At 68.5% G+C, this 26,507-nt stretch carries 28 protein-coding genes and 1 tRNA gene; 17 read left to right on the top strand and 12 right to left on the bottom strand.

The window, feature by feature from the left end:
- Positions 1-68: 68 nt before the first annotated feature.
- The 3 genes from ACX80H_RS06075 to htpX all read left to right on the top strand — a co-directional run bounded on the left by ACX80H_RS06075 (position 69) and on the right by htpX (position 3,116).
- Positions 69-773, top strand: coding sequence for an esterase/lipase family protein (locus ACX80H_RS06075; RefSeq protein ID WP_459311777.1), 705 nt, complete (start codon positions 69-71; stop codon positions 771-773).
- Positions 774-822: 49 nt separating this feature from the next.
- Complete coding sequence (locus ACX80H_RS06070; RefSeq protein WP_459311775.1) at positions 823-2,109, top strand: MFS transporter; 1,287 nt, start codon at positions 823-825, stop codon at positions 2,107-2,109.
- A 128-nt stretch (positions 2,110-2,237) separates the two neighbouring features.
- Entirely contained in the window at positions 2,238-3,116 is an 879-nt protein-coding gene (gene htpX, locus ACX80H_RS06065) for a zinc metalloprotease HtpX (RefSeq protein ID WP_459311773.1), read from the top strand.
- Between the two features lie 78 nt (positions 3,117-3,194).
- On the opposite strand, the gene ACX80H_RS06060 is transcribed toward htpX, so the two are convergent.
- The 3 genes from ACX80H_RS06060 to ACX80H_RS06050 form a co-directional block, all read right to left on the bottom strand.
- Positions 3,195-4,187, bottom strand: coding sequence for a glycosyltransferase family 2 protein (locus tag ACX80H_RS06060; RefSeq protein WP_459311772.1), 993 nt, complete (start codon positions 4,185-4,187; stop codon positions 3,195-3,197).
- Positions 4,188-4,196: 9 nt separating this feature from the next.
- Positions 4,197-4,580 carry a glycosyltransferase gene (locus ACX80H_RS06055; protein ID WP_459311771.1) on the bottom strand — a complete coding sequence of 128 codons (384 nt, stop codon included), beginning with the start codon at positions 4,578-4,580 and terminating at the stop codon, positions 4,197-4,199.
- Positions 4,581-5,185: 605 nt separating this feature from the next.
- Entirely contained in the window at positions 5,186-5,674 is a 489-nt protein-coding gene (locus ACX80H_RS06050; protein WP_459311769.1) for a YajQ family cyclic di-GMP-binding protein, read from the bottom strand.
- A 161-nt stretch (positions 5,675-5,835) separates the two neighbouring features.
- On the opposite strand from ACX80H_RS06050, the gene ACX80H_RS06045 reads away from it, so the two are divergent.
- The 5 genes from ACX80H_RS06045 to ACX80H_RS06025 all read left to right on the top strand — a co-directional run bounded on the left by ACX80H_RS06045 (position 5,836) and on the right by ACX80H_RS06025 (position 10,195).
- A complete protein-coding gene (locus ACX80H_RS06045; RefSeq protein WP_459311767.1) occupies positions 5,836-6,225 on the top strand; it encodes a hypothetical protein in 390 nt (129 codons plus the stop codon).
- Positions 6,226-6,313: 88 nt separating this feature from the next.
- Positions 6,314-6,395: transfer RNA gene (locus tag ACX80H_RS06040), tRNA-Tyr, on the top strand.
- A gap of 310 nt (positions 6,396-6,705) precedes the next feature.
- The gene (locus ACX80H_RS06035) at positions 6,706-6,852 is read left to right on the top strand and encodes a hypothetical protein (RefSeq protein ID WP_459311765.1); all 147 of its coding nucleotides are present in this window, start codon (positions 6,706-6,708) and stop codon (positions 6,850-6,852) included.
- A 1,132-nt stretch (positions 6,853-7,984) separates the two neighbouring features.
- Positions 7,985-8,920: a glycoside hydrolase family 6 protein gene (locus tag ACX80H_RS06030; protein ID WP_459311763.1), complete on the top strand. Its 936-nt coding sequence runs from the start codon at positions 7,985-7,987 to the stop codon at positions 8,918-8,920.
- Between the two features lie 237 nt (positions 8,921-9,157).
- Positions 9,158-10,195, top strand: coding sequence for an acyltransferase family protein (locus ACX80H_RS06025; RefSeq protein WP_459311761.1), 1,038 nt, complete (start codon positions 9,158-9,160; stop codon positions 10,193-10,195).
- An 8-nt stretch (positions 10,196-10,203) separates the two neighbouring features.
- Here the strand turns inward: ACX80H_RS06025 and ACX80H_RS06020 are convergent, their stop codons facing one another.
- Positions 10,204-10,644, bottom strand: coding sequence for a DUF6314 family protein (locus ACX80H_RS06020; protein WP_459311759.1), 441 nt, complete (start codon positions 10,642-10,644; stop codon positions 10,204-10,206).
- A gap of 124 nt (positions 10,645-10,768) precedes the next feature.
- Between ACX80H_RS06020 and ACX80H_RS06015 the strand changes: the two genes are divergently transcribed.
- A complete protein-coding gene (locus tag ACX80H_RS06015; RefSeq protein WP_459311757.1) occupies positions 10,769-11,206 on the top strand; it encodes a MarR family winged helix-turn-helix transcriptional regulator in 438 nt (145 codons plus the stop codon).
- Positions 11,207-11,328: 122 nt separating this feature from the next.
- Here ACX80H_RS06015 and ACX80H_RS06010 read toward each other — a convergent pair whose 3' ends face one another.
- Positions 11,329-11,760, bottom strand: a complete 432-nt coding sequence (locus tag ACX80H_RS06010; RefSeq protein ID WP_459311755.1) for a DUF1810 domain-containing protein — start codon at positions 11,758-11,760, stop codon at positions 11,329-11,331.
- A 92-nt stretch (positions 11,761-11,852) separates the two neighbouring features.
- Between ACX80H_RS06010 and trxA the strand changes: the two genes are divergently transcribed.
- Positions 11,853-12,245: a thioredoxin gene (gene trxA / locus ACX80H_RS06005; protein ID WP_459311753.1), complete on the top strand. Its 393-nt coding sequence runs from the start codon at positions 11,853-11,855 to the stop codon at positions 12,243-12,245.
- Positions 12,246-12,304: 59 nt separating this feature from the next.
- Here trxA and ACX80H_RS06000 read toward each other — a convergent pair whose 3' ends face one another.
- Together ACX80H_RS06000 and ACX80H_RS05995 are read right to left on the bottom strand one after the other, a co-directional pair.
- Positions 12,305-12,595, bottom strand: a complete 291-nt coding sequence (locus ACX80H_RS06000; RefSeq protein WP_459311751.1) for a putative quinol monooxygenase — start codon at positions 12,593-12,595, stop codon at positions 12,305-12,307.
- 45 nt (positions 12,596-12,640) lie between these two features.
- Positions 12,641-13,615: a DNA-3-methyladenine glycosylase family protein gene (locus ACX80H_RS05995; RefSeq protein ID WP_459311749.1), complete on the bottom strand. Its 975-nt coding sequence runs from the start codon at positions 13,613-13,615 to the stop codon at positions 12,641-12,643.
- Between the two features lie 113 nt (positions 13,616-13,728).
- Here ACX80H_RS05995 and ACX80H_RS05990 point away from each other — a divergent pair, with 113 nt between their 5' ends.
- Positions 13,729-14,994 carry a CapA family protein gene (locus tag ACX80H_RS05990; RefSeq protein WP_459311747.1) on the top strand — a complete coding sequence of 422 codons (1,266 nt, stop codon included), beginning with the start codon at positions 13,729-13,731 and terminating at the stop codon, positions 14,992-14,994.
- Here ACX80H_RS05990 and ACX80H_RS05985 read toward each other — a convergent pair.
- From ACX80H_RS05985 to ACX80H_RS05975, 3 genes are read right to left on the bottom strand one after another with little or no spacing between them, the layout of a single operon-like run.
- Positions 14,991-16,073, bottom strand: a complete 1,083-nt coding sequence (locus ACX80H_RS05985) for a tartrate dehydrogenase (RefSeq protein WP_459311745.1) — start codon at positions 16,071-16,073, stop codon at positions 14,991-14,993. The genes ACX80H_RS05990 and ACX80H_RS05985 overlap by 4 nt on opposite strands.
- Positions 16,074-16,121: 48 nt before the next feature.
- Entirely contained in the window at positions 16,122-16,745 is a 624-nt protein-coding gene (locus tag ACX80H_RS05980) for an ArsB/NhaD family transporter (RefSeq protein ID WP_459313372.1), read from the bottom strand.
- Complete coding sequence (locus ACX80H_RS05975) at positions 16,745-17,272, bottom strand: SLC13 family permease (RefSeq protein WP_459311743.1); 528 nt, start codon at positions 17,270-17,272, stop codon at positions 16,745-16,747. Before ACX80H_RS05975 ends, ACX80H_RS05980 begins: the two co-directional genes overlap by 1 nt.
- Before the next feature lie 135 nt (positions 17,273-17,407).
- Here ACX80H_RS05975 and ACX80H_RS05970 point away from each other — a divergent pair, with 135 nt between their 5' ends.
- Positions 17,408-18,784 (top strand): cystathionine beta-synthase, encoded by a 1,377-nt coding sequence (locus ACX80H_RS05970; RefSeq protein WP_459311741.1) that lies wholly within the window; start codon positions 17,408-17,410, stop codon positions 18,782-18,784.
- A gap of 27 nt (positions 18,785-18,811) precedes the next feature.
- On the top strand, positions 18,812-19,975 hold the full coding sequence (locus ACX80H_RS05965; protein WP_459311739.1) for a cystathionine gamma-synthase: 1,164 nt from the start codon (positions 18,812-18,814) through the stop codon (positions 19,973-19,975).
- A 159-nt stretch (positions 19,976-20,134) separates the two neighbouring features.
- Here the strand turns inward: ACX80H_RS05965 and ACX80H_RS05960 are convergent, their stop codons facing one another.
- Together ACX80H_RS05960 and ACX80H_RS05955 are read right to left on the bottom strand one after the other, a co-directional pair.
- Positions 20,135-20,560 (bottom strand): hypothetical protein, encoded by a 426-nt coding sequence (locus tag ACX80H_RS05960; protein WP_459311737.1) that lies wholly within the window; start codon positions 20,558-20,560, stop codon positions 20,135-20,137.
- Positions 20,561-20,572: 12 nt separating this feature from the next.
- Positions 20,573-21,778 (bottom strand): amidohydrolase, encoded by a 1,206-nt coding sequence (locus ACX80H_RS05955; protein ID WP_459311735.1) that lies wholly within the window; start codon positions 21,776-21,778, stop codon positions 20,573-20,575.
- A gap of 141 nt (positions 21,779-21,919) precedes the next feature.
- Between ACX80H_RS05955 and ACX80H_RS05950 the strand changes: the two genes are divergently transcribed.
- Genes ACX80H_RS05950 through ACX80H_RS05935 form a run of 4 tightly spaced genes read left to right on the top strand, consistent with a single transcriptional unit; the run spans position 21,920 to position 26,345 of the window.
- Positions 21,920-23,299, top strand: a complete 1,380-nt coding sequence (locus ACX80H_RS05950) for a glycosyltransferase 87 family protein (RefSeq protein ID WP_459311734.1) — start codon at positions 21,920-21,922, stop codon at positions 23,297-23,299.
- Positions 23,299-24,981, top strand: coding sequence for a sensor histidine kinase (locus ACX80H_RS05945; RefSeq protein WP_459311733.1), 1,683 nt, complete (start codon positions 23,299-23,301; stop codon positions 24,979-24,981). The genes ACX80H_RS05950 and ACX80H_RS05945 overlap by 1 nt, the downstream gene beginning before the upstream one ends.
- Positions 24,978-25,652, top strand: coding sequence for a response regulator (locus ACX80H_RS05940; RefSeq protein ID WP_459311732.1), 675 nt, complete (start codon positions 24,978-24,980; stop codon positions 25,650-25,652). The genes ACX80H_RS05945 and ACX80H_RS05940 overlap by 4 nt, the downstream gene beginning before the upstream one ends.
- 36 nt (positions 25,653-25,688) lie before the next feature.
- Positions 25,689-26,345, top strand: coding sequence for an MOSC domain-containing protein (locus ACX80H_RS05935; protein WP_459311731.1), 657 nt, complete (start codon positions 25,689-25,691; stop codon positions 26,343-26,345).
- Positions 26,346-26,507: the final 162 nt, after the last annotated feature.

Below are 26,507 nucleotides of genomic sequence, written 5' to 3'. Positions count from 1 at the left end.
AGTAAGTCATAATAAGGCGCGGCTAACTTGCACACCACGCGGCCCGTCCGGTCGGTACGGTGGAGAGCGTGAATCTCCTCGAGCGTGGCTGGGCCTGGACGCTGGACTACGCCTATGTGGGTTTCTGGCAGGTGCACGGCTTCATCCTCCGGGAGGACCCGGCACGGTATCTCACGCCTGCGCCGGGAGCGCCCGAGGGCAAGGTTCCCGTGCTGCTCATCCCGGGCATCTACGAGACATGGCAGTTCATGCGGCCGATCGCCGACCACCTGCACCGGGCCGGCCATCCGGTCCACGTGGTGCAGAAGCTGGGCTACAACCGCGGTACCGTGGAAGCCATGGCCCTGCTGGCCGCCGGCTATCTCGAGGAGCACGACCTCACCGATGTCGTCGTCGTCGCGCACAGCAAGGGCGGACTGATCGGCAAGTTCCTCATGACCATGTCAAGCATCGCTCCCCGCATCACCCGCCTGGTGGCGATCAATACGCCGTTCTCCGGCTCCATCTATGCCAACTTCTTCCTCCTGCCGAGCATCCGCGCCTTCTCCCCCCGGGACCGGACCCTGCGGGCGCTGCTCGCCAACCTCGAGATCAATGCGCACATCACCTCGATCTACGGCCGGTTCGATCCGCATATCCCGGGCGGCAGTTTCGTGGAGGGTGCACGCAACATCCAGCTCGACACGATGGGCCACTTCCGCCCCATCGCGGACACGCGTGTGCTGCAGGAGATCGACCGCGCCCTCGAAGCGGGGGAGCGCGACGCCGCCTGAGCCGCGGTTTGGTTGCTGGTGCGAACCAGTGCCCGGCTAGACTCTCCCCGTGCCCAGACTCCTCGCCGACATCACCCCGCTGAGGGAGTCCCCGGCATTCCGCCGGCTCTACATCGGCACGGCGCTCTCCGCCATCGGCACGCAGCTCACCCTCGTGGCCGTGAGCCTGCAGATCTACTCGCTCACGCAGTCGACCCTCAGCGTCGGGCTGCTCAGCCTCTTCGCCCTGGTGCCGCTCGTCGTCGCGGGCCTCTACGGCGGTGCGGTCGCCGATGCGCAGGATCGGCGCACGGTGGCACTCTTCTCGAGCCTGGCGCTGTGGGGCACCACCATGGCCATTGCGGCCCAGGCCTGGCTGGGTGCCGACAGCGTCTGGCTGCTGTACATCCTGGTCGCCATCCAGTCGGGGGCCGCCGGCATCAACCAGCCCACACGCAGCTCGATCATCCCGCGCCTCGTCCGCCCGGCACTGCTGCCCGCGGCGAACGCGCTGAGCATGATCACCTTCGGCCTCGCGTTCACCGTCGGCCCGCTGCTCGCCGGTCTCCTCGTGGCACAAGTGGGCTACGCCTGGACCTACACGGTCGACGTCGTCACCTTCACGTTCGCGCTGTGGGCCGTCTTCCGCCTCCCGCCCCTGCCACCCGAGGGACCCACCCGGCGGGCGGGCCTCGCCACGGTACTCGAAGGCTTCCGCTTCCTCGGCACGCGGCCGAACATCCGCATGACCTTCATCCTCGACCTCGTCGCCATGATCACCTCCCAGCCGCGCGCGCTGCTGCCCGCCGTCGGCGCGGTGCTCATCGGCGGGGGCGAACTGACCGTGGGCATCCTGCTCGCCTCCGCCGCCTTCGGGTCGGTGCTGGCGGGCCTGTTCTCCGGACCGCTCGGCCGGATCCACAAGCACGGCCAGGCCGTCATCTGGTCGATCGTCGGGTGGGGTGCGTCGGTGGCCGGCTTCGGGCTCGTGGTCGTCATGGCGAGTTCGTCGTCGCCGGCGGTTCCCGGCGAGGGAGAACTGTCGGCGTGGGTGCTGCCCGCGGCGGCCTGCCTGGTGCTGGCAGGCATCGCCGATTCCGTCAGTAGCGTGTTTCGCAACACCATCCTGCAGTCAGCCACGCCGGACGCGATGCGCGGGCGCCTGCAGGGCGTGTTCATCGTCGTCGTCGCGGGTGGTCCCCGCCTGGGGGACATGGTGGCCGGCGGGCAGGCCGCGTGGCTGGGGGAGGGGTGGACCGCCGTCGTCGGAGGCATCGCGTGTGTCGTGCTGGTGCTCGCTGTCGCCCGCTGGCAGCCTCGGTTCGCGCAGTACGACTCCCGCCGTCCGGAGCCCTGACCGCCGCTTCCACGCCGCCCTTTTCCCAGCCGCCGTGCAGTGCGGAACCGTACGATGATTGGAACACCCCGCTCCGACCCACCGTTGTACCGATGGGCCACCGGGCCGCTACATGCCAAGGAGTGACAGTGCACAACCATTTCAACGGTGCGAAGACGGCGTTGTTGTTCGGCGCCCTCATGGGGATCTTCCTCGTCTTCGGCGCAGTGATCGCCGGCGCGACGGGCAGCTCGTCGTTCATCTGGATCTTCGCCCTGTTCGGCGTCGGGTCGATCGCGTACAGCTACTGGAACAGCGACAAGATCGCCATCCGCAGCATGGGCGCCGTCGAGGTCACCGAGCAGCAGGCGCCCGCCATGTACCGAATCGTCCGGGAGCTCAGCGCGCGTGCCGGTAAGCCGATGCCCCGGCTCTACGTCTCGCCGACTCTGGCCCCGAACGCCTTCGCCACCGGTCGTAACCCGGAGAACTCCGCGGTGTGCTGCACCCAGGGCATCCTGCAGCTGCTCAACGAGCGGGAACTGCGCGGCGTCCTCGGACACGAGCTCATGCACGTCTACAACCGTGACATCCTCACCGGATCCATCGCTGCCGCCGTCGCGGGCGTGATCACCTCGGTTGCCCAGATGTTCGCCTTCACCGGCATGATGGGCGGCAACCGGAACCAGGGAGGCAGTGCCATCGGCGCGCTGCTCCTCGCCATCCTCGCCCCGTTGGCCGCGGGCCTCGTCCAGACAGCCATCGGCCGCACCCGCGAGTACGACGCCGACGAGGACGGCGCGGCCCTGACGGACGATCCCCTGGCGCTCGCCTCGGCGCTCCGGAAGCTCGAGACCGGCACCCAGCGTGCTCCGCTGCCGCAGGAGCAGCGCCTCGTGAACACCTCGCACCTCATGATCGCCAACCCGTTCAAGGGTGGCGGCATGGGCCGACTGTTCGCCACCCACCCGCCGATGGGCGAGCGCATCGCGCGCCTCGAGGGCATGGCGGGCCGTCCGCTCCGCTGACGCCGTCCTCCTCCCGGCAGCCGAGGGCGCCCGGTCCGGCACCACCGGGCTACCGGAGGACCGGGATCGTGCCTTCGCTCAGGTGACCGTTCTCCATGGCGCGTTCTGGGGCGGTGCGCCTTCAGTCCGGAAAGTCGCGGCGTGGGCGAGCTGTCGTCCCCGGAGATACCCGCCGGTCGTACATGCCAGAACCGCGAGGACGGCGCCCGCCCGGCTGAGTCCGGCCGGGTCGTTCCCTGACCCCCAGTCCCGGATCCCGGACAGTACCGCCCGAGGAAGGATTCTGCGCACGTACGAGCGCTCCGATCGAAGAGCCCGCTTGTGCCCGACGAGGTGGCTCACCTGCGCCTTCGACAGCCCTTCCGACCAGGCGCGCGCCAGCATGTAGTTCAGCGTCCCCCTGGCTGCGGGCACATGGTGGTTCACCACGGCCATAGGGTCGTAGACGATCCGGGCTCCGGGCAGTGCGAGGCTCGCACGGATACAAATCTCCGTCTCCTCACAGCCGAGCGGCTTGACTGCCTGTCGGCCGAGATCGTGATTGAAGCCGCCGACGTGCTCCAGCACCTCGCGGCGGAAGGACATGTTCGCACCGATCAGGTTCCGGACCTCGGTGGCCACGCGTGGCATACCCCGGTGGCTGCATCCGATGATCCAATCGAGTTCCTCGCCGAAGTGAGCGGGGCGGGCCGCCTCCCACACGGGGTCGACGCGCCCTCCGACGGCGAGTACATCGGGATCGTCGTAGAAGGCGGACAGGCGCTCCAGCCAGTCCGGCGCTGCTTCGGCGTCGTCGTCGAGGAAGGCGATGATCTCCGCGGTCGCGATGCTCGCCCCGGTGTTGCGAGCACCGGCGAGTCCCGGCTGGCCCCCGCTCTCGACCAGCACCACGTCCTGGAAGTCCATGATGAGGCGCTTGTACAGGTCCTCGTTGTGGTCGACGACGACGATGATCTGTTCCGGGGGGAGCGACTGGACCCGGACGGAGTCGACGACCTTGGCCAGAAGGCTCAGACGCTTCTCCGTGTATGTGCAGATGACAACGGAAACGGTGGGTATTTCACTGGCCATGGAGCTCTCCTACCTCATGTGGCACTGCAAGAACGCTTTGCGGATCGGTGGGTGTGCGGGGGAACGAACACTCGGGTAGGTGTGCTTGACGCGCCGGAGGGCTTCCGGGCGGGCTCCTGCTGTCGGAGCATCCCAGGCGATGCACTCGCGGCCGAGGGTGCGGAGCACGCGCCACCCGTCCCGGAAGGTCTGGAGGTTCGAATTCCCGGATATCCGGCTGAGTTCCAGGCTCGGCACCTCAGCGATACGGAGGCCTGCACGGGCGGCGGTCCCTTTCCCTGCACGGGGTTCGGCCACCACGGCGACGTCGGCGCGAAGCGCCCGGGCGATCTCCACGGTGAAATCGACCGATCGGCCGTCGACGATGACGACCTCGTCCACGTAAGCTGGCATCCGACAAAGCACCCACGGAAGATTCATCGCTTCGTTGAGTGTGGGGATGACGGCGCTGACCGACGCTCGCGGAGCCTGCATAGTCCCGCTCCGGAGCGTGCGGGAATCAGGAACGCTAACTGACAAGGAATTCACCGTCTTACGGATGGAATGGGCGTGGCGGCCCGCGGCAGCTGGTTAGAGCCAGGAGGGGTCCCCAACAGACCTGGTCGACGGCGGTTCCTCCGCCCTCGAAGCGACCGAAGCCGTCCCGAGAGCCCGTCCTTCGAGCTGGACCTTCGAATACCCGGTGAATAAAGGGTGAATTCAGAGGTACTGCCCGATGAATTTCAGCTTAAACCCCGATCGCTGGGGTGTCGCCAGCCGCTGATACCCGAATTACTCGGGATTTGATACCCGGGCTATTCGGCTGATACTTGGGTTCTCGGCCCATCGGCTAGGTGGCCGGCCCCGCGGTACTCGTGCGCTGCCGGTCACTACCTGCCGCGGGGGAGCCGGCCTGCCGTTGGAGCGATCGTCGCTCCCTGGGTGGTTCATCGCTGCGAGGGCGGTGGCCAGGCGCACCGCCCTCGAACATCCGGTGTCAGTAATGCCCGTTGCGGAACCTAGCGCATGTTGACGAACTGCAGGTCGGCTTCGTCAAAGTTCTTCAGCAGGGCCATGGTGGCCTGCAGGTCGTCGCGGGACTTGGAGCTGACGCGCAGCTCGTCACCCTGGATTTGTGACTTGACGCCCTTCGGGCCCTCGTCGCGGATGAGCTTGTTGATCTTCTTGGCGATGTCCTGGGCGATGCCCTCCCTGATGGAGGTCTCCAGACGGAACTCCTTGCCGGACGGGTAGGGCTCGCCGGTGTCGAGGGACTTCAGGGAGATGCCGCGCTTGATCATCTTGGACTGCAGGACATCGAGCACGGCCAGGACGCGCTCCTCCGAGTTGGCCTTCATGAGGATCTTCTCGCCGCTGAAGTCCACTTCGGCGCCGACTCCCTTGAAGTCGTACCGCTGGGCGATCTCCTTCTGCGCCTGGTTGAGCGCGTTGGCGACCTCCTGCTTGTCCACTTTGCTTACGACGTCGAACGTGGATTCGCTCGCCACGGTGCCTCCTCGGGGTGGTTGGGTTTCTTGCATCAAGAGTATCCGCAACCCCTGTGCCGGGCGCCGAACGGTTCACAGCTCCGTGCCAGTCCTCACCGGGGGTGCACACACCGTCGGGTGGCACGGTAGGAGTCAAATACCGCACCAGAGGAGCCGAAACGATGTTCACGACGCCACGCCGCCGCTACCGGGTCCGCCTCCGCAGGGCGGTGGCAGGATCCTTCCTCGCCGCGGCAGCGGCGGCATCCGTGACCGGCCTTGCCGCAGCACCCGCATTCGCAGTCCCGCGGGCGGTGGTCGTCGGCTCGGACTCCTCAGATTTCTCGGACTCCTCCGGCTACGAGGCTCGCGACCTGATCCTCGGACCCCGCCCGCAGCTGTCACCGGACGTCGCATCGACCGTCACTGCGGGCGGAGCGACCTCCTCGGCGGAGCGGCTCGCCGGCGTCCGTGCGGACCTCGACGGGGCGGTGCTGCTGCAGATGGTCACGCCCGAACAGGCCGACGGATTCTATGCCCAGATCGAGCGCAGGGTGGCCGCGGGGCTGTGATGCTCCGCCCGATTCGTCACTGGAGCGGTTTGTCTGTAAAGTTGTCTTGCCCGCGCTTGCTGCGGGCAGTCTTCCTACGAAGACGTTCGGCAGATTACCCGAGCGGCCAAAGGGGGCTGACTGTAAATCAGCTGGCAACGCCTACGGGGGTTCGAATCCCTCATCTGCCACAGCAAGGAGAGGCCGGTACTTCCGCTAGATATAGCGGAAGTACCGGCCTCTCGTGTTTAAACGTTCATGCTCATGCCCACCATTTGCCCACACTCGCTTGTGGGACAGCGCGATCTAGGGCAAACGTATTCGTCGGCATCGGGGTGAACTCCGTCACGAACGGCGTGCTGGAATCTGTTGAGCATGCGATGGTGCGTCAAGCGGGTGGGATCGCGTCGTGCCACACCGAGCCTTCTCGCCATGACTCAATGCCGGCTTCCGTCCCTGCTACCGTGCAGGGAACCCAACCGCTACTCATCGAGGGACACCATGGCCGAAGACGCACGCTACGAAGCACACAACGCCCTACTCAAAGCCATCGCCGAAGAGGTGGGGAATGACGCCGGCAGGTACAGCCTGACGGACCTCGCACAGGCCTACAATCTCGTCGTCTCCGCTTACCCGCCGCAGAGCTAGACCCCAGCACGAAAGCGCCCTCCTCCTCGTGGGGTGGGCGCTTTCGTCGTTGGTGGCCGCTAGCGTCAGTCGCATGGTAGGTCCTGCGCGTCCTGGTTGGTCGCACCCACTCCTTCCCTACACTTTGCCCATATCGGGAGTGGATTCTGGTTCGAATCCCTTATCTGCCACAGCAAGGAGAGATCGTTGGTCGGACTCCTTGCACGTCCCGCAGCCGGCATGAACAGAGGGGTTCCGGGATTGTCCGCAGCGCAGCGGAATCCGTCGCACTCCCACGCCTAATGCGGGGGATGCCGCCGTGCGGCTGTCGAATCCCACGCCTCCGGGCCGGTCCGACGGGCGCACGAAGACCCTTGGTGACCGCTCCGCAGACAGCGATACCGGCATCCAACACCTCACGAACACCTGCATGACCTGCTCCGTCGTGCCGCCACAAAAGGTTCACGACCCGCAACCGGCCCCGGGGATGCCGGGCTGCGGATCCCGATGACACCCGTAGGTCTTGCCCAAGAATGTGCTGTCACATCCGGATCATACGTAACAGCGGTCACAGAATATGTCGTTTTCTCGGAATTCATCCGGCTGGCTCAGGTCCGGATTCTGCTGGGTTCGAAGCTTTCTCGAGCGTCGGACCCGCGGCTCACCTAAGGAAGCACGATGCGTCTCAGATCCATGAAGGTTCTTGCTCTGGCAGTGGTCGGGGTGATGCTCAGCGCCTCCGGCGCTGCGGCGGCCACCGACTTCACTGCCCCTTGTACAACTGCAGAAACGGCCTGCCTGGCTCAGCGGCTCACGGCCGTCGAAGCATGGATCGAGGCGAACGACACGGATGCGCCCGCGCCCGCGCCCAGCCCCAGCCCCAGCCCATCACCCACCACGGCCCCCGCCACGTGGGACGGGTCGATCCGCTACGGATCTGCGGCTGCCGGGAAGCCGACGCCTCTCGCCGTGACCATCACCTCCCCGTCGGGGACCCAGGGAAACAAGGTCGTCTACGTCGAAGCGTGGCAGAACAACGTCCGGAAAGCGGACGTGTTCGTGGAGGGCCGGGACCTCACCGGGACGACGACCCAGAACCTCAGCCTCCCAGCACTCCCGTCGGGCGTCTACGAACTTCGACTGATGGTGTTCGATGGACCCCCCCCGCGGGTTCCTACGCCTGGGGTGCCCTGCGCCTCAGCTCGGTCGAACAGAACCTCACTGTTCCTGCTGCAACAGCCCCGGTTGCAACAACCCCGTTTCCACGACCACGGGGGTCCTGTACGACGGTCCAGGACAGGTCGACCAGTTTGCCGGGTTCGACATCCTGAAATCCACTCCGACGGCCCATTGGTTCGCAGGCGGCACCCCGGCCGAAGTCCAGGCCGCGGCCCGGCAGCGGGTAACGGCTGCGAATGGGAAGGTGGTGAGCCTGCTGGCCTACAACGTCCCGATCCGGGGCGTCGGCAGCTACTCCTCCGGCGGTGCTGCGAACCTCGCGGCATACCGGGCATGGATCGACGGCCTCGCCGTTGGGATCGGCACCGCTCCCGTCATCGTCTCCGTTGTGCCCGATGCGCTCGGCCACCTCGGAGACCTGCCGGCCGCCCAACAGACGGAGCGCATCGAGTCCCTCAGGTACGCGGTGCAGAAGCTCAAGGCAAACCCGAAGGCGAAGGTCTACGTCGACGCTTCGAACTGGATCGACGCGTCCGAGGTGGCGAACCGCATCAAGCGGGTCATCCCGGCAGGAGTCACCATCGACGGCATCAGCGTGAACGTGTCCGCCTACAGCTCGAACGCCTCCATCATCGACTACGGGAACAGGGTCATCGCGGCTTCCAAGCTCCCGTGGAAGATGATTGTGGACACGAGCCGGAACGGTGTGGCCACAGCAAACCACATGGTGCAACCCGACCGGGCAGGGCTCGGGAAGCTGCCGACCCTCAGCTCCGGAGTCCCGAACGTCGATGCCTTCCTCTGGCTCAAGGCTCCGGGCGAGTCGGGCGGCACCTGCAACGGAGGGCCCCGCGCGGGTGTGTTCTTCCCGGAGCGCGCCCAGGAACTCATCAACAAGGCCAGGTTCTAGCCGACAGTGACTCCCGCGCCCGGTCCGCGACGGTGTCCGGGCGCGGGATTGCCCACCGGACAGAAGGGCCCGCTCCACTGGAGCGGGCCCTTCTGTCCTGACCTGAGGAGCCGTGCTCCGCACCTGATAGCCACCGCAGTCGCCTCGTGATCTGCGATCCTTACCCCGTCGTCGATTTCGTCCACATCATGACCGCGGGCCATCCACGCGGGCGTCGTCCACGAAGCTTCAGTACTCATGCTCAGGAGTTCTCGAGTCGACGGGGAGGCCGCCATCAGCACTACGCCCGGTTCGCGGATCGGCTGGCTGGACAGCCTGCGCGGCGTCGCCATCCTCCTCGTCGTCGTGCTGCATGCGGGGGAGTCCCTCCGGGTCGCCGGCGGCTCCACTGCCGGTATCGACGGGTTCAACCTCTTCCTCGAGCCCTTCCGGATGCCCGTCCTGATGTTCCTCTCGGGGATCCTGCTGCCGCGATCGGTCGCGAAACCCTGGCGTGAGTACCTCGCCGGCAAGGTCTCCCTGGTCGCATGGCCGTATGTCCTGTGGTCGCTGATCATCCTGGCGGCGAGCGGCGACCTCGGTCCCGGCAGCGTGGCGCAGATCCTCTACCTCGCACCGACCTACCTCTGGTACCTCTGGTTCATTCTCGCCTTCTACGCGTTCGCCTACCCGCTCCGGCACATCTCGCCGCTCGTTGCGTCAGGTATCGGACTGGTGGGCTCGCTGGTGCTACCCGACGGCAGTCGGCTCGAGACGATGGCCTTCCTCGCAGCGTTCTTCTTCCTGGGGGCCTGGTGTGCCGTGCATCCCCGGTTGCTGGAGCGGGCTCCTGCGAATCGCTGGTTGCTCGGTGCGGGAGCGGCCTCGGCAGTTGCCGTGGGCGTGTTCAACGTGGTCGACCGGAACGTCCTGTATCGCACGGAGTACGCCTGGGGAGTCCTGGGTGGACTGGTCGTCGTCTGCTGGCTCTTCCCGCGGCTGGGATCCACCCGGGCGACGAAGGCCCTCGAGTTCGTCGGGCGCTACTCGATCGTCTTCTACGTCGCGCACCTCGGACCGATCATGATCACGCTCGCGCTCGCCGATCGCGTCGGCCTGGCGGGGGAGTGGTTCGTGTTCCCCCTGCTGCTCCTCGGAGGCGTCGGAGTGCCGCTCGGCCTCGCCTGGATGTACTCGACGAGGGAGCACGCCTCGGTCAACCTGCTGTTCGAACTGCCGGCGCTGAAGTCCAGACCGCGGGAGCGTGCCGAAGGCTTCCGTCGGGCGAGGGCCTGAGCGGCGTTTCAGTCCTGGCGGGTGAGCGTCGTCGTCAGCAGGTGGTCCTTCGCCGGTCCGGTGACGTCCCAGGAGTATTCGACGATGCCGAGCGAGGGGATCCGGAAGTCGACGAGGTAGGTGTCCGGAGAACACCAGTGCTCGTCGTGTGCCCTGCCACTGCCGAGGTCGAGCCGGCAGAGCAACCGCCCGTCCGGGAAGTGGATCGCCATCGTCGCGCCCTGGGCCGTGACCCGGTAGGAGCGGGAGGCGGGCCCCTGGAAGGAGGGCCAGGACACGGTGCCCTCCTCCTCCCACAGCAGCCCGTCGCCGTCAGGCGTGAAGGTCGTGATGCCCGTGAAGATCCCCTCCGTGCCGCTCGGGCGGTCCAGCAGGTGGCGGTGGGTCGACCAGCTGCCGGCAAGGAAGGCGAGTGGATCGACGACGGGGAGAACTACGCTCGATGCCACTCGGATGCCTCCATTCGGTCCTCCGCGCCGCGTCGGCGCTTTCTGGCACTCTACGTCCTGCCCACACCAGCTTGCGCCGCTATCGGCTTGCCTGGTCATCGCGATGATGTTAGGCTGCCTAACTATGAGCCTCTCCACCGATGTGCGGTTGCTGGCCCTCGCGCAGTCCTTCCGCACCACCCTGCGGCACGCCGTGTACCTCAGCCGCTCCATGGACGGCGACGGGGAGCTGACCACCATGCAGATGAGCACCCTCAGCATGGCCGCGGAGGAACCGCTCCGGGTGAGCCGTGTCGCCGCCAACCTCGGTATCCGCGTCCCCTCGGCGACCGAGCAGATCATCAAGCTCGAACAGGCCGGCCTCGTCCTCCGGCAGCCGGATCCTACCGACTCGCGGGGTGTCCTCGTCCAGCTCACGGACACGGGCCGGGCGGCCTGGGAGGCAGCCAGCCGGCGCCGCAACGAGCGCGTGGCCGCACTGCTGGACCAGCTCGACGAGGACGAGCGCGCCACGCTCGCGGCCGCTCTGCCGATCATCGAAAAACTGAACCACACCGCCTGAACCACACCGTCTGAACCACACCCCCAGGAGTACCCGAGCGACCACCCACTCACAGCCCGCACCGGTCCTTGCCGAGGAGAAGCAGTCCTTCTTCCGGCAGCCCGCTTGCGGGAGCGACGGCGTCAGCCGTCGAGGATCGACGTCGTCGCCCGGTCCTCCTCGCCCGCGTAGTACCGGTCGAGCACGGCCTTGAACCACGGTTCCTGGGGGCCGGCCCGGTGGAAGAGCGTCATGGAGGACTGCAGCTTGCGGGCGTCGATCCCGCCGAGCACCGCGACCGGATCGCTTCCCTCCAGGTTGAGGAGGGTGTGGACGCTCTCCATCAGCCGGGGTCCGAGCAGCGTATGCGCCAGGTAGGCGCGGGCCTCGTCGATCGAGCCGATGGCGTACCGGACAGACGTCGGGCTGCTGCCGAGTCCTGCCACCTGCGGGAAGACGAACCACATCCAGTGCCCCATCTTCCGGCCTTTCCGCAGCTCGGCAAGGGCCTGCTCATAGGTGCCGGAGGCCTCCTGCGCGTGGACGAATCGTGCGAGGTCGTAGGTGTCGGTCATGCGAGCCTCCGGTGGGAGCGTGAGAACGGGTGGTCACTTCATCGGTAGCGAACAGGCCTGACAGGTCCGGCAGCGGTCGCTAGCGTTAAGGGATGTCGACAATCAATATCACTGAGGCAAGCTTCCCGGAAACCATCGAGGGCAACGACATCGTGTTCGTCGATTTCTGGGCCGACTGGTGCGGGCCGTGCAAGCAGTTCGCGCCGGTGTACGACGCCGTCTCGCAGCAGCACGAGGACGTCACCTTTGCGAAGGTCGACACCGAGGCGGAGCAATCGCTCGCCGCGGCCGCAGGAATCACCTCCATCCCGACGCTCATGGCGTTCCGCGAGAAGGTCCTCGTCTTCTCCCAGCCCGGTGCCCTCAACGCGACGCAGTTCGGCGAACTCGTCGACGCCGTCAAGGGACTGGACATGAAGGCGGTGCACGAGCAGATCGCGCAGCAGCAGGCCCAGGGCGGAAGCCCGGCCGAGGACGCGCAGTAGCCTTCCCGAGGCCAGAAGAGCCCCGCACTCGATGAGTGCGGGGCTCTTGCGTGGAGGGATCAGGCCGCCTGGTCCGAACGAACCACATCGACAGGTTTGGCCAGCAGCGCGCTCAGCGATTCGTTGAGGTCCTGCACGGCAGGTCCGCGCAGGTGCGTGTCCAGGAGTTCGGTGGACTCCCACTGCTCCGTGAGGACGATGCGGTCCTCCTGCGCGTCCGTGATCTCGTACCGGATACAGCCGGGCTCCTGCACCACCTGTTCGATGGCGATGTCGAGGGCGAGCTTCACGCGGAAGAACTCGCCGTCGAGGGGGGTGAACACTGCAGTGACGTCTACGGGTTGGGTCATCCCTCAACCCTAGCGGTGCTCGTTCGTCCGCCGCATTCCTGCGTCCTAGCGCCGCCGATGGTCCTCCGGGGACAGGCGGGGCCCGAAGGTCGGCTTGCGGAAGCCGCTCGAGTAGAGCGACCGGACGACGCGCTGGCGCTGCCCCCTCCAGGGTTCGAGCAGCTCGATCATCCCGGCGTCGTCGGTCCGCCGGCCGGTGAGGGCCGCGCCCACATAGGCCGCGAGGTGGTAGTCGCCCACCGAGATGGAGTCGGGGCAGCCGTGCGTGCGCTGCACCACTTCCGCCACCGTCCACACGCCGATGCCGGGAACGGACCGCAGGCCGGCGCGCACGGCCTCCCCACCCGGCAGTGAAGCGAGGCGCTCCAGCCCGCTCGCCACGAGGGCGGCCTTGAGGATGGTCGCCGAGCGCTTCGAGTCCACTCCGGCCTTGTGCCAGTCCCAGGAGGGGACGCGACGCCACTGTTCCGCGGTCGGGGGTAGGCGGAGCGTCGCGGGGGCGAATTCTCCTGCACCAGGAGCGGCGTCCCCGTACCGCGTGAGCAGGTAGCGCCAGGCGCGCTTGGCCTCGATGCCCGTAACCTTCTGTTCGAGGATCGCCCGGGCCACCGTATCGAGCATGCGGCGCGACGCCGGCAGCCGTAGCCCCGGGTCGAGGTACCGGCCCTTGCGGGCGAGCTCGGGCAGGCCGGCCCGGAACGAGGGGCTGTCGAAGGCGCTCCAGTCGTCCTCCGCGCCGAGCAGGCGCGGAAGGGACTCGAGAGCCCGGGCGGCACCCGACCCCCACGCCGTGGCCTGGATGCGGCTGTCGTTCAGCGAGCCGCGCTGCCGCAGCGCGAGCGTGACCGGCCCGTCGCTCGTCCGGAAGGCGAGCCAGCGATCAGGGCCCTGGATGATGAACGAGGGGTCGTGCGGGCCGCACTGCAGTGTGCCCACCGTCCCTGCCAGGTTGTACGGGCCGTCGGGAATCCATTCCGCAGCTTCCGCGCCCGGGGAAACGGCGGCGGGGGCGATGCTCATGCGTCAATCGTCCCACGAGGCCCCTGCGGTCCCGTGCCCGACGGCGTGTCATGCTCGGGGTTCCGCAGGGGTACCATCGGGCAGTCCGGTGGAAGAGTTGGAAGGAACAGCAGATGGCAAAGGTGCGGAGGGTCCGGGCGGGGAAGATCCCGCGCCCGGCGGCCAGGCGTCCGCGTCCCGTGCCGAGCGCGGGCAGGGGTCTCGGCGTCCTCCTGGGGCTGGCCCTGCTGTGCGGTGGATGCACGGCGGACGGGCCCGGGGACGTGGCAGAGAGTTCGACGCCGGCCGCTCCGGCAACGCCGTCCCCGTCGTCGTCCCCGACGCAGTCCCAGGTCTGCGAGGACTGCATCGGGATCGTGCTCACGGGCGACCTCCTGGTGCATCCGCAACTGTGGGAGCAGGCCGCAGCTGATGCGGCGGTGACGGGAAAGCTTCCGCTCGATTTCGAGCCGCTTCTTGCGGGGCAGCGCCCCTACCTCGCGGCCGGGACGCTGGGAATCTGCCATCTGGAGACCCCGGTGGCCGACCCGGAAGGGCCCTTCTCGGGGTACCCGCAGTTCAACGTCCCCCCGCAGATCGTCCGCGCCGCGCAGGAGGTCGGGTACGACGCCTGCACCACTGCCAGCAACCATTCGATGGACTGGGGCCCGGAGGGCGTGGAGCGTTCGCTCGCGGCCCTGGACGCGGCCGGCCTTCGGCACACGGGTTCCTATGCAAGCGCCGCCGATGCGGAGAAGGCCCTGATCCTCGACCAGCCGGAGGCGAAGGTGGCCGTCATCGAAGCGACCTACGGTCTCAACGGGCTGGTGCCCGACCAGCCCTGGCGGGTGGACATGCTCGACACGGCCACGATGATCGCCAAGGCCAGGGCCGCCAGGGAGCAGGGAGCGGACATCGTGGTCGCGGCACTGCATGCCGGAGACGAATACGCCTCCGTACCGAATGCCCAGCAGACCGAGGTGGCGCACGCGCTCGCCGACAGCGGCGAGGTGGACTTCATCTACGGACACCACACCCACTCGGTCCTGCCCATCGAGAAGTACAACGGCACGTGGATCGTCTACGGCTTGGGGAACGGGGTGACCGAACTGTCGCCCACCTATGACGTCAACAACGAGGGACTGATGGTCCGGGCCCGCCTCAGCAGGGATGACACGGGCGCCTGGTCGGTCTCCGGGCTCGACTGGCTGCCGTCGCTGATCGTCGCCGGGCCCTATCGCTGGTGTTCACTGGCACCCGATCAGCCGGCCGGCGCCTGCTCGTCGCCGGAGCAGGAGGCGGCGGTCCGGGAGCGCACCCGGAGCGTGGTCGAATCCCTCGGCGCAGCCGAGGCGGGAGCCCGCCAGTGGGAGCTGTCCACGGAGGGCCCGGGACGCTAGGGCGTCCCCGCGATGACCGAGGCGATGGTCCCGCCGAGCGACGCCGTCGTGCCTGTGCCGCCCAGGTCCCGCGTCAGCGCACCGCCGCCGGCGGCCAGCACGGACTCGATGGCGCCCAGGATCCCGGCGGCAGCCTCCGTCTCGCCGAGGTGGTCCAGCATCATCGACGCGCTCCAGATCTGTCCCACCGGGTTCGCGATGCCCTTGCCCGCGATGTCCGGCGCGGAGCCGTGGACCGGCTCGAAGAGGCTGGGAAAGGTGCGGTCCGGATTGATGTTCCCGCTGGGCGCCACGCCGATGGTGCCGGTGCAGGCCGGTCCCAGGTCGGAGAGGATGTCCCCGAAGAGGTTGCTCGCCACGACGACGTCGAACCAGTCGGGGTGGAGCACGAAGTTCGCACAGAGGATGTCGATGTGGAACTTGTCCACGCGCACGTCGTCGTACCTGCCCGCCATCGCCTCCACGCGCTCGTCCCAGTACGGCATGGTGATCGAGATGCCGTTGCTCTTCGTCGCGGACGTGAGGTGCTTCTTCCCGCGCTTCTGCGCGAGCTCGAAGGCGTACTTCAGGATGCGGTCCACGCCCGTGCGGGTCATGACGGTGTCCTGGATGACCGTCTCGCGGTCTGTGCCCTCGAACATCCTGCCCCCGACGCTCGAGTACTCGCCCTCGGTGTTCTCGCGGACCACGTAGAAATCCACGTCGCCGGGCTTCCTGCCGGCGAGGGGACTGGTGATCCCGGGCAGCAGCCTCACCGGGCGCAGGTTGACGTACTGGTCGAAGTGGCGCCGGAACTGCAGCAGGCTGCCCCACAGGGACACGTGGTCGGGCACGACGTCGGGCCAGCCCACGGCGCCGAAGAAGATCGCGTCGAAGCTGCGCAGTTCCTCGAACCAGCCGTCGGGCAGCATCTGGCCGTGCTCCAGGTAGTAGTCGGCGCTGGCGTAGTCGAACTCCACCGCGTCCACCGCGAAGCCGTAGGCGTCCGCGGCCGCCTGGAGTGCCCGCAGGCCCTCCGGCATGACTTCCTTGCCGATGCCGTCGCCGGCTATGACCGCGATGCGGTAGGTGTTCGTCATGGGGGTTCTCCTCATCGGCAGGCGGCTTACCGTTCCAGCCTAGGCTCATCAGCCCCAGGAGAGCACGAGGACGGCGGACGGCAGCGTCAGCGCCGTCACCAGCAACCCGGCGAGGCCGAAGGGCACCCAGCGGATGGACAGGCCCAGAGATCGCAGCCGCTCGGCCCACAGGAGTGTCGCAAGGGAGCCCCAGGGAGTGACGAGGGGCCCGAGGTTCACCCCGACGAGCAGGGTGGCGAGGCGTATCGGGGAGGCGGCGGACGGCTCGAGGGCGAGATATGCGGGCAGGTTGTTGACGGCGTTCGCTCCGGCCGCTCCTACGGCGGCCAGCCGCAGCAGGTCCGGGAAGTCCTCGCCGGTACCTGCCGCGGGGGCGATGAAGGTGTCGAGGCCCTGTGCGTGCGCGGCGGTGACGAGAACGAAGAGGCTGAGTGCGAGGACGAGCGGAGCGACGGGGAGCATCTTCACCGTCAACGTGCCGGGCCGACGGACCGCGAAGAGGACGGCCAGGATCACTGCGGCGAGGGTCGCGCTCAGTGCGACCGGTAGCCCGCTGACCAGGGCCGGCAGGAGGAGTGCGAGGACCGCGTACCCGCAGCGCAGCAGCACGCGATCCTCGGCGGGGCGGGCAGGGGCGAGGGAGAACCGTCCCGAGAGCTGCCGGCGGAAGATCAGCAGCAGGACGGCGCAGGTACGACGACCCCGACCAGCGCAGGGCCGACCACGAGGCCCGCGAACTGCACCGGACTGAGCTGCAGCCCTTCCTGGACCAGCAGGTTGGTCAGGTTGGATACCGGCAGGAACAGCGACGCGGTATTGGCGAGCCAGACGATCGTCACTGCGAACGGCAATGGCGGCAGTCCGGCCCTGCGGGCGAGGAGCACCACGAGCGGAGTGAGCAGCACGGCCGTCGTGTCCAGCGAGAAGAACACCGTGCAGGCCACGGCGAGGAGGACCGTCACGAGCCACAGGACCAGGGTCCGGCCACCGGCCGCGCGGGCCGAGGCCGCGATGATCTTCTCGAAGACCCCGGCAGCGAAGAGGAGGTCGGTGGCCACCGTCATGGCCGCCACGAAGAGCAGGATCGGCCAGATGCGCGCCCACAGTTCCGCAAGGTCCGAACCGGGCAGCCCGCCGGTTCCGACGCAGAGCGCCGCGAGGACCGGCAGGATCGCGCGGGATGCACTGCGAAGGTTCAAGGGCGGTCTCCGTTCCGCCGGACAGTATGGCACGGACGCCCGGGAGTGCTGCGCTGCGACCCTCGTCCGCGCGAGGACGTCCTGCGGCGTAACGGCGGCATGGAGGTCGGGGCACCAGCCGGTAGCGTTGTAGGCATGAAGTACGCCAATTCCATTGTTGACCTGATCGGCAACACCCCGCTCGTCAAGCTCAACTCCGTCACCGACGGCATCGCAGCCACCGTCCTCGCGAAGGTCGAATACCTCAACCCCGGCGGGTCGGTGAAGGACCGCATCGCGGCGAAGATCATCGACGCCGCGGAGGCCGAGGGCAAGATCAAGCCCGGCGGCACCATCGTCGAACCGACCTCCGGCAACACCGGTGTCGGGCTCGCCCTCGTCGCCCAGCAGCGCGGCTACAAGTGCGTGTTCGTGGTGCCCGACAAGGTGGGCGAGGACAAGCGCAACGTCCTCAAGGCCTACGGCGCGGAGGTCGTCGTCACGCCGACCGCCGTCGCCCCCGACAGCCCGCAGTCCTACTACGGCGTCTCCGACCGCCTGGTCCGCGAGATCCCCGGCGCCTACAAGCCGGACCAGTTCTCGAACCAGAACGGGCCACTGAGCCACTACGAGACCACCGGCCCCGAGATCTGGAACGACACCGACGGCAAGCTCACGCACTTCGTCACGGGCGTCGGCACGGGCGGCACCATCACGGGCACGGGGCGGTACCTGAAGGAGATCTCCGCGGACCGGGAGGGCGGCCCCGTGCGCATCGTCGGCGCCGACCCGGAGGGCTCGATCTACTCGGGCGGCACCGGGCGCCCCTACTTCGTGGAGGGCGTCGGCGAGGACATGTGGCCGGACTCCTACGACCCGTCCATCCCCGACGAGATCCACGCCGTCACCGATGCCGAAAGCTTCGAGATGACCCGCCGGCTCGCCCGCGAGGAGGGCCTGCTGGTCGGCGGGTCCTGCGGCATGGCCGTCGTCGCCGCCCTCCGCGTCGCGAAGGACCTGACGGCCGACGACGTCGTCGTGGTCCTCCTGCCCGACGGCGGCCGCGGCTACCTCGGCAAGATCTTCAACGACGACTGGATGAGGTCCTACGGCTTCATGGACAGCGGCGAGGACGCGAGCGTCGGCGACGTGCTGCGGGCCAAGAGCGGCTCCCTGCCGGACCTCGTCCACACGCACCCCTCCGAGACGGTCCGCGACGTCATCTCGATCATGGACGAGTACGGCGTCTCCAGCATCCCGGTGCTGTCCCAGGAGCCGCCCGTGAAGATGGGCGAGGTGCTGGGCTCGGTCGACGAGCGTTCCCTGACGGCGAAGATCTTCCACGGCGAGGCGAAGCTCACCGACAAGATCTCGCAGCACATGGACGGGAAGCTGCCCCTGATCGGGTCGCTCGAATCCATCGGCACGGCGCGCGAGCGGCTCCAGGACAGCGACACGCTGATGGTGACGTTCGTCGGGTCCCCGGTGGGAATTCTTACGCGCCATGACTTGCTGACATATGTGAGCAAGTAACAACCCGATCCGAATTCCAGGAGCATCGTGACGCACTCGAACGACCAGGGCTTCAACACCCGAGCCGTCCACGCAGGTCAGACCCCCGACCCCACGACCGGAGCGGTGATCCCGCCCCTCTACCAGACCACCACCTTCGCGCAGGACGGCATCGGCAAGCTGCGCAACGGGTACGAGTACGGGCGCGGCACCAACCCCACCCGGGATGCGCTGCAGACCCAGATCGCGGCGCTCGAGGGCGGCAAGCGCGCCTTCAGCTTCTCGTCCGGCCTCGCCGCCGAAGACGCGCTCATCCGGGCCGCGCTCCGCCCGGGCGACCACATCGTCCTCGGGAACGACGCCTACGGTGGAACCTACCGACTGATCGACCGCGTCCTGTCCCAGTGGGGCATCACCAACACCGCCGTGGACATGGCGGACACCGCTGCGGTCCAGGCGGCCATCGCGGCGAACAACACGAAGATGGTGTGGGTCGAGACGCCGTCGAACCCCATGATGAAGATCACCGACATCGCCGCGACCGCCCAGCTCGCGCACGACGCCGGCGCCCTGCTCGTCGTGGACAACACGTTCGCGTCGCCGTACCTGCAGCAGCCGCTGACGTTCGGTGCCGACGTCGTCGTGCACTCGACGACCAAGTACATCGGCGGGCACTCGGACGCCAGCGGCGGGGCCGTCGTCGTGAACGACGACGAGCTCGCCGAGAAGATCGGTTTCGTGCAGTTCGCCGTCGGAGCCGTGTCCGCCCCCATGGAGGCCTGGCTCACCACGCGCGGACTCAAGACCCTCGGGGTCCGCATGGACCGTCACTCGTCGAACGCCACGGCGATCGCGCGCTGGCTGCTGGAGCAGGACGAGGTGGAGCGCGTGTACTACCCCGGGCTGCCCGAGCACCCGGGCCACGACCTCGCCGCAGCGCAGATGAAGGACTTCGGCGGCATGATCTCCGTGACCTTCAAGGGCGGGGCGGAGGCGGCCAAGAAGGTGGCGGAGTCGACGCACGTCTTCATCCTCGCGGAGTCCCTCGGCGGCATCGAGTCGCTGATGAACTACCCCTCCGACATGACGCACGCGTCGGTCAAGGGCACGGAGCTCGCGGTTCCCGAGAACCTGATCCGGCTGTCCGTCGGCATCGAGGACATCGAGGACCTGATCGGCGACCTCGAGCAGGCCATCTCCTCCCTGCGCTAGCTCTCGCTGCGCCGGCTGTCCTCTGCGGAAGGCCCCTCCGGTGGGAGGGGCCTTCCGTGTGTCCGGAGCTGGGTCGCCGCCGCGCCGGGTGCCTGGACCCGGTGGTGCGCCGCCCCGGGTCTGTGCCGCCGCGCCGGGTGCCCGGACCCAGCAGAGCGGCTAGCGCGACCCCGGCAGCCGGAAGCGCTTCCTCTCCTTCGGCTGGGTCTGCTGGAAGAAGGCGCTGCTCTGCGGCAGCCACAGGAGCAGCACCGCGACCAGCATCCCGACGGCGATCAGGGACAGGCCCGGCGTTCCGCGGACGACGACGGGCACTCCCGCGATGATGCCGATGGTGCTCAGCAGCTCCCGGGCGCTCCTTCTGCCCCGGCGCAGCGGGAGCAGGAGGAGCAACTGCAGGATGGCGAGTGCCCCGAGGAGCGTGCCGAGCCCGATGAACCCTGCGCGGTCGAGGTCCTGCACCGCGGCCGAGGTGATGAACGTTCCCGCCGCGATGAGCAGCAGCACCGCGATCACGAGCCACAGGACGATCGCGGCCCGCAGCGGGAACGGCCGGGGCGGCAGGGGATCCTTGCGCGGACTCATCGGGAAGGCTTCCTAGCCCCGGGGAGCGACGGTGCCGCTGCGCGTCTCGGTGTCGTAGGAGTAGACCTCGGTGCCGCCGATCCACACCTGCAGGGCGCGCTGCATCACATCGAGCGGATCGCCGCTCCAGAGCACCAGGTCCGCGTCCTTCCCGACGGCCAGCGAGCCGAGGCGGTCCGCCAGGCCGAGGACCTTCGCGGGGTTGATGGTGATGGAGCGCAGCGCGGTCTCCCGGTCGAGGCCCTCCTTGATCGCCAGGGTAGCCTGGTGCACCAGGAAGTTGATCGGGATGACGGGGTGGTCGGTGATGATCGAGATCTCGACGCCGGCCCTCGCGAGCTTGCCGGGGTTGGCGATGGAGCGGCCGCGCAGCTCCACCTTGGACTTCGTGGTGAACAGGGGGCCGATCAGGACGGGGGTTCCGCGTTCCGCGAGGACGTCGCCGAGCAGGTGCGCCTCGGTGCCGTGGTCGAGGACGAGGTCGTACCCGAACTCGTCGGCGATGCGGAGGGCTGTCGCGATGTCGTCGGCGCGGTGCGCGTGCTGGCGCCAGGGGATCTCGCGCCGCAGCACCATGGCCAGGGCCTCGAGGTGCGGGTCGCGCGCGTTCTCGTCGGCCTTGCCCATGTAGTTCTGGGCCTTCATGAACGCCTCGCGGATGACGAGTGCGGTGCCGAGGCGGGTCGACGGCATCTTGCCCTTGCCGCCGTAGACGCGCTTCGGGTTCTCGCCCAGTGCCGACTTCAGTCCGCTGGGGGAGCGCAGCACCATCTCCTCGAGGTAGCGCCCGTGCGTGTGGAGGGCGACGGCGAGCCCGCCGATCGGATTGCCGGAGCCGGGGTTGACGTTCACGGTGGTGACCCCGCCCGCGAGCGCGTCGTCGAACCCGGGGTCGTAGGGGTTGATGGCGTCGATCGCCCGGACGCCGGCCGTGTTCGGCTCGGTCATCTCATTGGTGTCGTCCCCGGCTGTACCCTCGCCCTCTTCGTGCGTGCCCAGGTGCACATGGGCGTCCACGAACCCGGGGAGCAGCCACTTTCCTGCCGCGTCGATGACGGTGGCGCCCTCGGGCACGGGAACGGCGGGACCGAGCGCCGTGATGCGCCCGTCCTCGACGACGACCGTGCCGTCGAAGGGCTCACCGTCGATCGGGACGACGTGGGCGTTGGTGATGGCTGTGGCGGGAGCGGGCGGGGTGGTGCCGCTGGGGGAGGACATGGGTCGGCCTTTCGCAGGGGTCGGGGTGATTTCCACCATATCCGCACGCGGGTGCCTCCCCTGGAGCCGTGCCTACACTGGATGAGCCGTTCTCCGGGTCGCCGGGACCGGTGACCGCACCCTGTCCATCGGAAGGAAAGCATGAGCCAGCGCAGTACCGCGGCAGGAGTCCGCGCGCTGGGCCTTGTCGCCGCAGTGGCAGTGGCCTGGGCCCTGGTGGCCTGGGCGTTCGCCTGGGCCGACGTCATCGGCCTCGATTTCCGGGTGTACCGCATGGGCGGGCAGTCCGTGGTCGACGGTGACGGCTCGCTGTACACGCGCTCCTTCGGCGAGGGCGAGGGGTCGCTCCTCTTCACGTATCCGCCGTTCGCGGCGCTGGCCTTCACGGTGCTCACGCTCGTCAGCGCAGAGACCGGCGCCATGCTCTTCGTGTGGCTGTCGATCCTCATCGCAGCCGCGACGTCCCTGCTGGTCACGCGGTACCTCGGCGGTTTCCGCACCGTACGGGACGTGGTGATGCACCCCACGGCACTACCGCTGGCGATCGCCGGAACCGGGCTCGTCTGCCTCCTCGGCCCGTGGCGCGAGACCATGGCCTTCTCGCAGGTCAACATCCTGCTCTTCGCGATGATCGCCGCCGACCTCCTCTCGGGACCGCACCGCCGGATGCCCACCGGACTGCTCACGGGCATCGCGGCCGGCATCAAGCTGACGCCGCTGGTCTTCGGCCTGTACTTCCTCGTGCGCGGCGAGTGGAAGCAGCTGTTCACCATGGCAGCCGGCTTCTTCGGGACCATCGCGCTCGGTTTCCTCCTGCTGCCGGCCGAGTCTGCGACATACTGGCTGCAGATGCTGCGGGACACCGGCCGGATCGGCGGCGAGGGCTATGTGGACAACCTTTCCATCCGCGGTGCCATCCTCCACTTCCTGGGCCCCGACTTCCCCTCCACCATTCCGTGGCTGCTCATCTCACTGCTGCTCGTGGCCGCGACCGCCTACATCATCCGCGAGGCCCGACGGCGCGCGGACCGGTTCCTGCCGATCGCCATGACGTCGCTGCTCATGCTGCTCATCTCACCGATCTCGTGGTCGCACCACTGGGTCTGGATCGTCGTGGTCCTGGCGGTCCTCGCAGGCCAGGCCGCCGGGCTCCCCAGGGAACTGCGCGCACACCGCACGACGGCGGCCGTACTCTTCGTGCTCACCCTCCTGGTCTTCATCTACTCGCCCAAGACGATCGGTGTGGCGTTGGGTGCGGACGACCTCGATTCCCAGCTGGTGAACGGCTGGCTCATGGCCTCCAGCGCCGGCGTGTTCTGCGCGCTCGCCGTCACCGTGTTCTGGGTCCTCCTGTCGCGGACGCTGCGGGCGGTACGCCCGGAGCCAGCGATGCACTCGCACCGCGCAGTGCGTCCACAGGTCGGGGAGCAGGCCACGGCAGGCGGCAGCACGGGCAGGGGCCGCCCGTCCGGCGCCCTGCACGGCCGGCTCGACGACGGCGCCTTCCGCGGCAACCGCTGATGGTCACCGCGGCGCGGCGCACCCTCGCGGCTCCGGTCAGCCGCCCGCGGTTCGCCGCGGGCTGCGCCGTCGCGCTGGTCCTGCCACCGCTGCTCGAGACGGCCGTCTTCACGGTCGGCACTTCGCTCCTCGCGGTCGACGTCCTCTTCCAGCTCGCCGGGGTCATCGCCGTCGCCCTGATCGGCGGCCTCTGGCCCGCGCTGCTCGGCGCCCTGTGGAGCAGCATCATCCTGAACTACACCTCGACGGAGCCCTTCGGTTCCCTCGAGATCTCGGATGCCGAGAACGTCATCACAGTGCTGATCTTCATCGCCGTCGCGGTAACGGTGTCGCTCGTCGTCGGGCTGTCGGCGCGCCGGTCCCGGGAAGCGGCCCTGGCGCAGCAGGAGGCCGCCCTGCTCGGAGAACTCGCGCGTGGCGCACTGGCCGAGGAGGACACGCTCCAGGGCTTCCTGCGCCACGTCCAGACCCAGTTCGACGTCGATGCCGTGGCACTGTTCGGGCTCGTCAGCTCCTCGGGGCAGAAGGCCGGCGACGGGTCCGACGACCACGCGGGCGGCACGCGGGGCGGCGATGTGCAGGGCAAGGCCACGCAGGACGGGGCGCCGGGCGCTGGAAGGATGGAGCGCAAGGCCCTGGCCGTGCGCCCACCGGTGCCCGGCCCTGCCCTCTCGGGAGTCGTCCCCGGAGGGGCGGTGGCAACCACTGCGGCAACCGCTGCGGCAACCACTGCGGGCGCCAGGACAGGGGCCGGAACGGCTGCCGCCCCGCAGACAAGCGACGCGGACCGCTGGACGATTGACGCCGCGACCACGGTCGAGGCGGTCGACGGCGATTTCATCCTCGCGCTCTACGGGCACCACCTCTCGGCGCGCGAGCGCGGACTGCTGACGGCATTCGCCGGTCAGCTCCGCTCGATGCTGCAGCGGCAGGAACTCCTCGCGAGCACACGCACCAACCAGAGGCTCGTCGAGGGCAACGTCATGCGCACGGCGATCCTGCGCTCGGTGTCGCACGACCTGCGGACGCCCCTCGCCGGGATCAAGCTCGCCGTCAGCAGCCTCCGGCAATCCGACGTGACGTTCTCCCAGGAGGACGAGGACGAACTGCTGGAGACCATCGAGGACTACTCGGACAGGCTGGACGCGCTCGTCAACAACCTGCTGGACATGTCGCGTATCACCGGAGACGCGGTGGACGCGCACGTCCGGCCACTGAGGTGGATCGACGTCGTCGGGCCTGCCCTCGCCAACGTGCCCGAGGACCGTGTCCGCGTGCACATCCCGCCGAACCTGCCCGCCATCGAGGGGGACTCCGGGCTGCTGGAGCGCGTGGTCGCGAACATCGTGGAGAACGCGGTGAAGTACGCGCCCAATTCTCCGGTCGAGGTCACCGCATCCGTGGGTGGTACCGGGAAGGCCCTGATCCACGGTTTCCCGGCCAGCGAGCTGCGCGTCATCGACCACGGACACGGTGTGTCCCGGGACGACGTCGACGCCATGTTCCGCCCGTTCCAGCGGCTCGACGACGCTCCGTCGGGGGCCGGCGTCGGGCTCGGGCTGGCGGTGGCCAAGGGATTCACGGAGGTCATGGGCGGCGTGCTCGACGCCGAGCAGACCCCCGGCGGCGGCCTGACGCTCGTCGTCCGCCTGCCCATCTCGACGGGGATCGTGGAGCTGTGACGCGGGTGCTCGTCGTCGACGACGAACCGCAGCTCCTCCGCGCCCTGGAGATCAACCTCCGCGCCCACGGGTACCAGTGCGTGACGGCGGTCGACGGCGAGACGGCACTCGCGGCCGCGTCCGAACACCACCCGGACATCATCGTGCTGGACCTCGGGCTGCCGGACATCGACGGAGTGGATGTCATCCGTCGGATCCGCGGCTGGTCGCAGGTGCACATCATCGTGCTGTCTGCCCGGCACGGCTCGCGGGACAAGGTCGAGGCCCTCGACGCAGGCGCCGACGACTACGTGACGAAGCCGTTCGGCCTCGACGAACTGCTCGCACGTCTCCGCGCGGCCAGCCGGCGTGCGGCGGCGGACGCCGACGCGCCGGTCATCGAGACACCCGACTTCACGCTCGACGCCGGAGCCCGCCGTGTGCTGAAGGACGGCAGGGACATCCGGCTCACGCCCACGGAGTGGAAGATCGTGGACCGCCTGATCGCGCATCCGGGCCGGCTCGTCTCGCAGCAGCAGCTCCTCCTCGACGTCTGGGGCCCGGCGTATGCGAAGGACGTCCAGTACCTCCGGGTGTACCTGGCGCAACTGCGGAAGAAGCTCGAACCCGATCCGGGTGCTCCCCGCTACTTCGTGACCGAGAGTGGCATGGGCTACCGGTTCGAGCCGTGACGGGGAGGCCGGCGAGGTGCCCCTAGGATGGTCGCCATGACCACCGGCACCCTCCTCGCCATCTGTCGCGTGCACGAGCTCCTTCCCACGCGGGACTCGACCGGTGTCACCGCGATCGACAAACGGGCGGTCGACGGGCCGGTGAACGTGCATCCGCTGGGCCTGACCGGCGACGTCCAGGCGAGCCGCAAGCACCATGGCGGACCCACGAAGGCCCTCTACGCCTACGCGCAGGACGACGCCGACTTCTGGTCGCAGCAGCTGGGTCGCGAGGTGACGCCGGGCCTGTTCGGTGAGAACCTCCGCGTGGCGGGCATCGACGCCTCCTCCGCCGTCATCGGCGAGCGCTGGCGCGTGGGGGAGCAGGTGGTGCTCGAAGTGACCATGCCCCGGACGCCCTGCGTGAACTTCGCCCGGTACCTCGGCGAGAAGTCCTGGGTGAAGCGCTTCGCGGAGGCGAACCGCGTGGGCACCTACCTGAGCGTCGTGACGAAGGGCAGTATCGTCGCCGGCGACACCATCCGGGTGGCCAGCGTCCCCGACCACGGCGTCACCGCGGCGCAGGTCCACGCGGGCCTCGACGAGCCGCGGGCGCAGAGGCTGCTCGACGCCGCGGCCGCAGGGCACCTCACGCTCACCCCGCAGGTCCGCAAGGCCGCGCTGAGGGCACTGAGAGCCGCCTTGCCGGCCTGACGTGCCGAAGGTCACCTCCCGGAGGACCCGGGATGGAACCGATCGACCCCGTCGTGCAGTAGACTGGATATATCCCCCACACCGGTATTCCCTTTATTTCCGCCCCTTAGGGCCGGATAGGTTGTGTTGGGGCTCGGAGCACAGACTCGCGAGCAGATTCAT

This window comes from Arthrobacter pasteuri, assembly GCF_054510955.1.
Note: the sequence above shows the minus strand (reverse complement) of the source record. Positions and strands in the feature narration are given on the sequence as shown.

What these genes read in the sequence shown, in the direction of transcription:
- ACX80H_RS06060 (WP_459311772.1), bottom strand. Translation starts at nt 4,187, where the DNA reads ATGGCCAGTGAAATACCCACCGTTTCCGTTGTCATCTGCACATACACG.
- ACX80H_RS06055 (WP_459311771.1), bottom strand. Translation starts at nt 4,580, where the DNA reads ATGCCAGCTTACGTGGACGAGGTCGTCATCGTCGACGGCCGATCGGTC.
- ACX80H_RS06045 (WP_459311767.1), top strand. Translation starts at nt 5,836, where the DNA reads ATGTTCACGACGCCACGCCGCCGCTACCGGGTCCGCCTCCGCAGGGCG.
- ACX80H_RS06035 (WP_459311765.1), top strand. Translation starts at nt 6,706, where the DNA reads ATGGCCGAAGACGCACGCTACGAAGCACACAACGCCCTACTCAAAGCC.
- ACX80H_RS06030 (WP_459311763.1), top strand. Translation starts at nt 7,985, where the DNA reads ATGGACCCCCCCCGCGGGTTCCTACGCCTGGGGTGCCCTGCGCCTCAG.
- ACX80H_RS06025 (WP_459311761.1), top strand. Translation starts at nt 9,158, where the DNA reads ATGCTCAGGAGTTCTCGAGTCGACGGGGAGGCCGCCATCAGCACTACG.
- ACX80H_RS06015 (WP_459311757.1), top strand. Translation starts at nt 10,769, where the DNA reads ATGAGCCTCTCCACCGATGTGCGGTTGCTGGCCCTCGCGCAGTCCTTC.
- ACX80H_RS06010 (WP_459311755.1), bottom strand. Translation starts at nt 11,760, where the DNA reads ATGACCGACACCTACGACCTCGCACGATTCGTCCACGCGCAGGAGGCC.
- trxA (WP_459311753.1), top strand. Translation starts at nt 11,853, where the DNA reads ATGTCGACAATCAATATCACTGAGGCAAGCTTCCCGGAAACCATCGAG.
- ACX80H_RS06000 (WP_459311751.1), bottom strand. Translation starts at nt 12,595, where the DNA reads ATGACCCAACCCGTAGACGTCACTGCAGTGTTCACCCCCCTCGACGGC.
- ACX80H_RS05995 (WP_459311749.1), bottom strand. Translation starts at nt 13,615, where the DNA reads ATGAGCATCGCCCCCGCCGCCGTTTCCCCGGGCGCGGAAGCTGCGGAA.
- ACX80H_RS05990 (WP_459311747.1), top strand. Translation starts at nt 13,729, where the DNA reads ATGGCAAAGGTGCGGAGGGTCCGGGCGGGGAAGATCCCGCGCCCGGCG.
- ACX80H_RS05985 (WP_459311745.1), bottom strand. Translation starts at nt 16,073, where the DNA reads ATGACGAACACCTACCGCATCGCGGTCATAGCCGGCGACGGCATCGGC.
- ACX80H_RS05970 (WP_459311741.1), top strand. Translation starts at nt 17,408, where the DNA reads ATGAAGTACGCCAATTCCATTGTTGACCTGATCGGCAACACCCCGCTC.
- ACX80H_RS05960 (WP_459311737.1), bottom strand. Translation starts at nt 20,560, where the DNA reads ATGAGTCCGCGCAAGGATCCCCTGCCGCCCCGGCCGTTCCCGCTGCGG.
- ACX80H_RS05955 (WP_459311735.1), bottom strand. Translation starts at nt 21,778, where the DNA reads ATGTCCTCCCCCAGCGGCACCACCCCGCCCGCTCCCGCCACAGCCATC.
- ACX80H_RS05950 (WP_459311734.1), top strand. Translation starts at nt 21,920, where the DNA reads ATGAGCCAGCGCAGTACCGCGGCAGGAGTCCGCGCGCTGGGCCTTGTC.
- ACX80H_RS05945 (WP_459311733.1), top strand. Translation starts at nt 23,299, where the DNA reads ATGGTCACCGCGGCGCGGCGCACCCTCGCGGCTCCGGTCAGCCGCCCG.
- ACX80H_RS05935 (WP_459311731.1), top strand. Translation starts at nt 25,689, where the DNA reads ATGACCACCGGCACCCTCCTCGCCATCTGTCGCGTGCACGAGCTCCTT.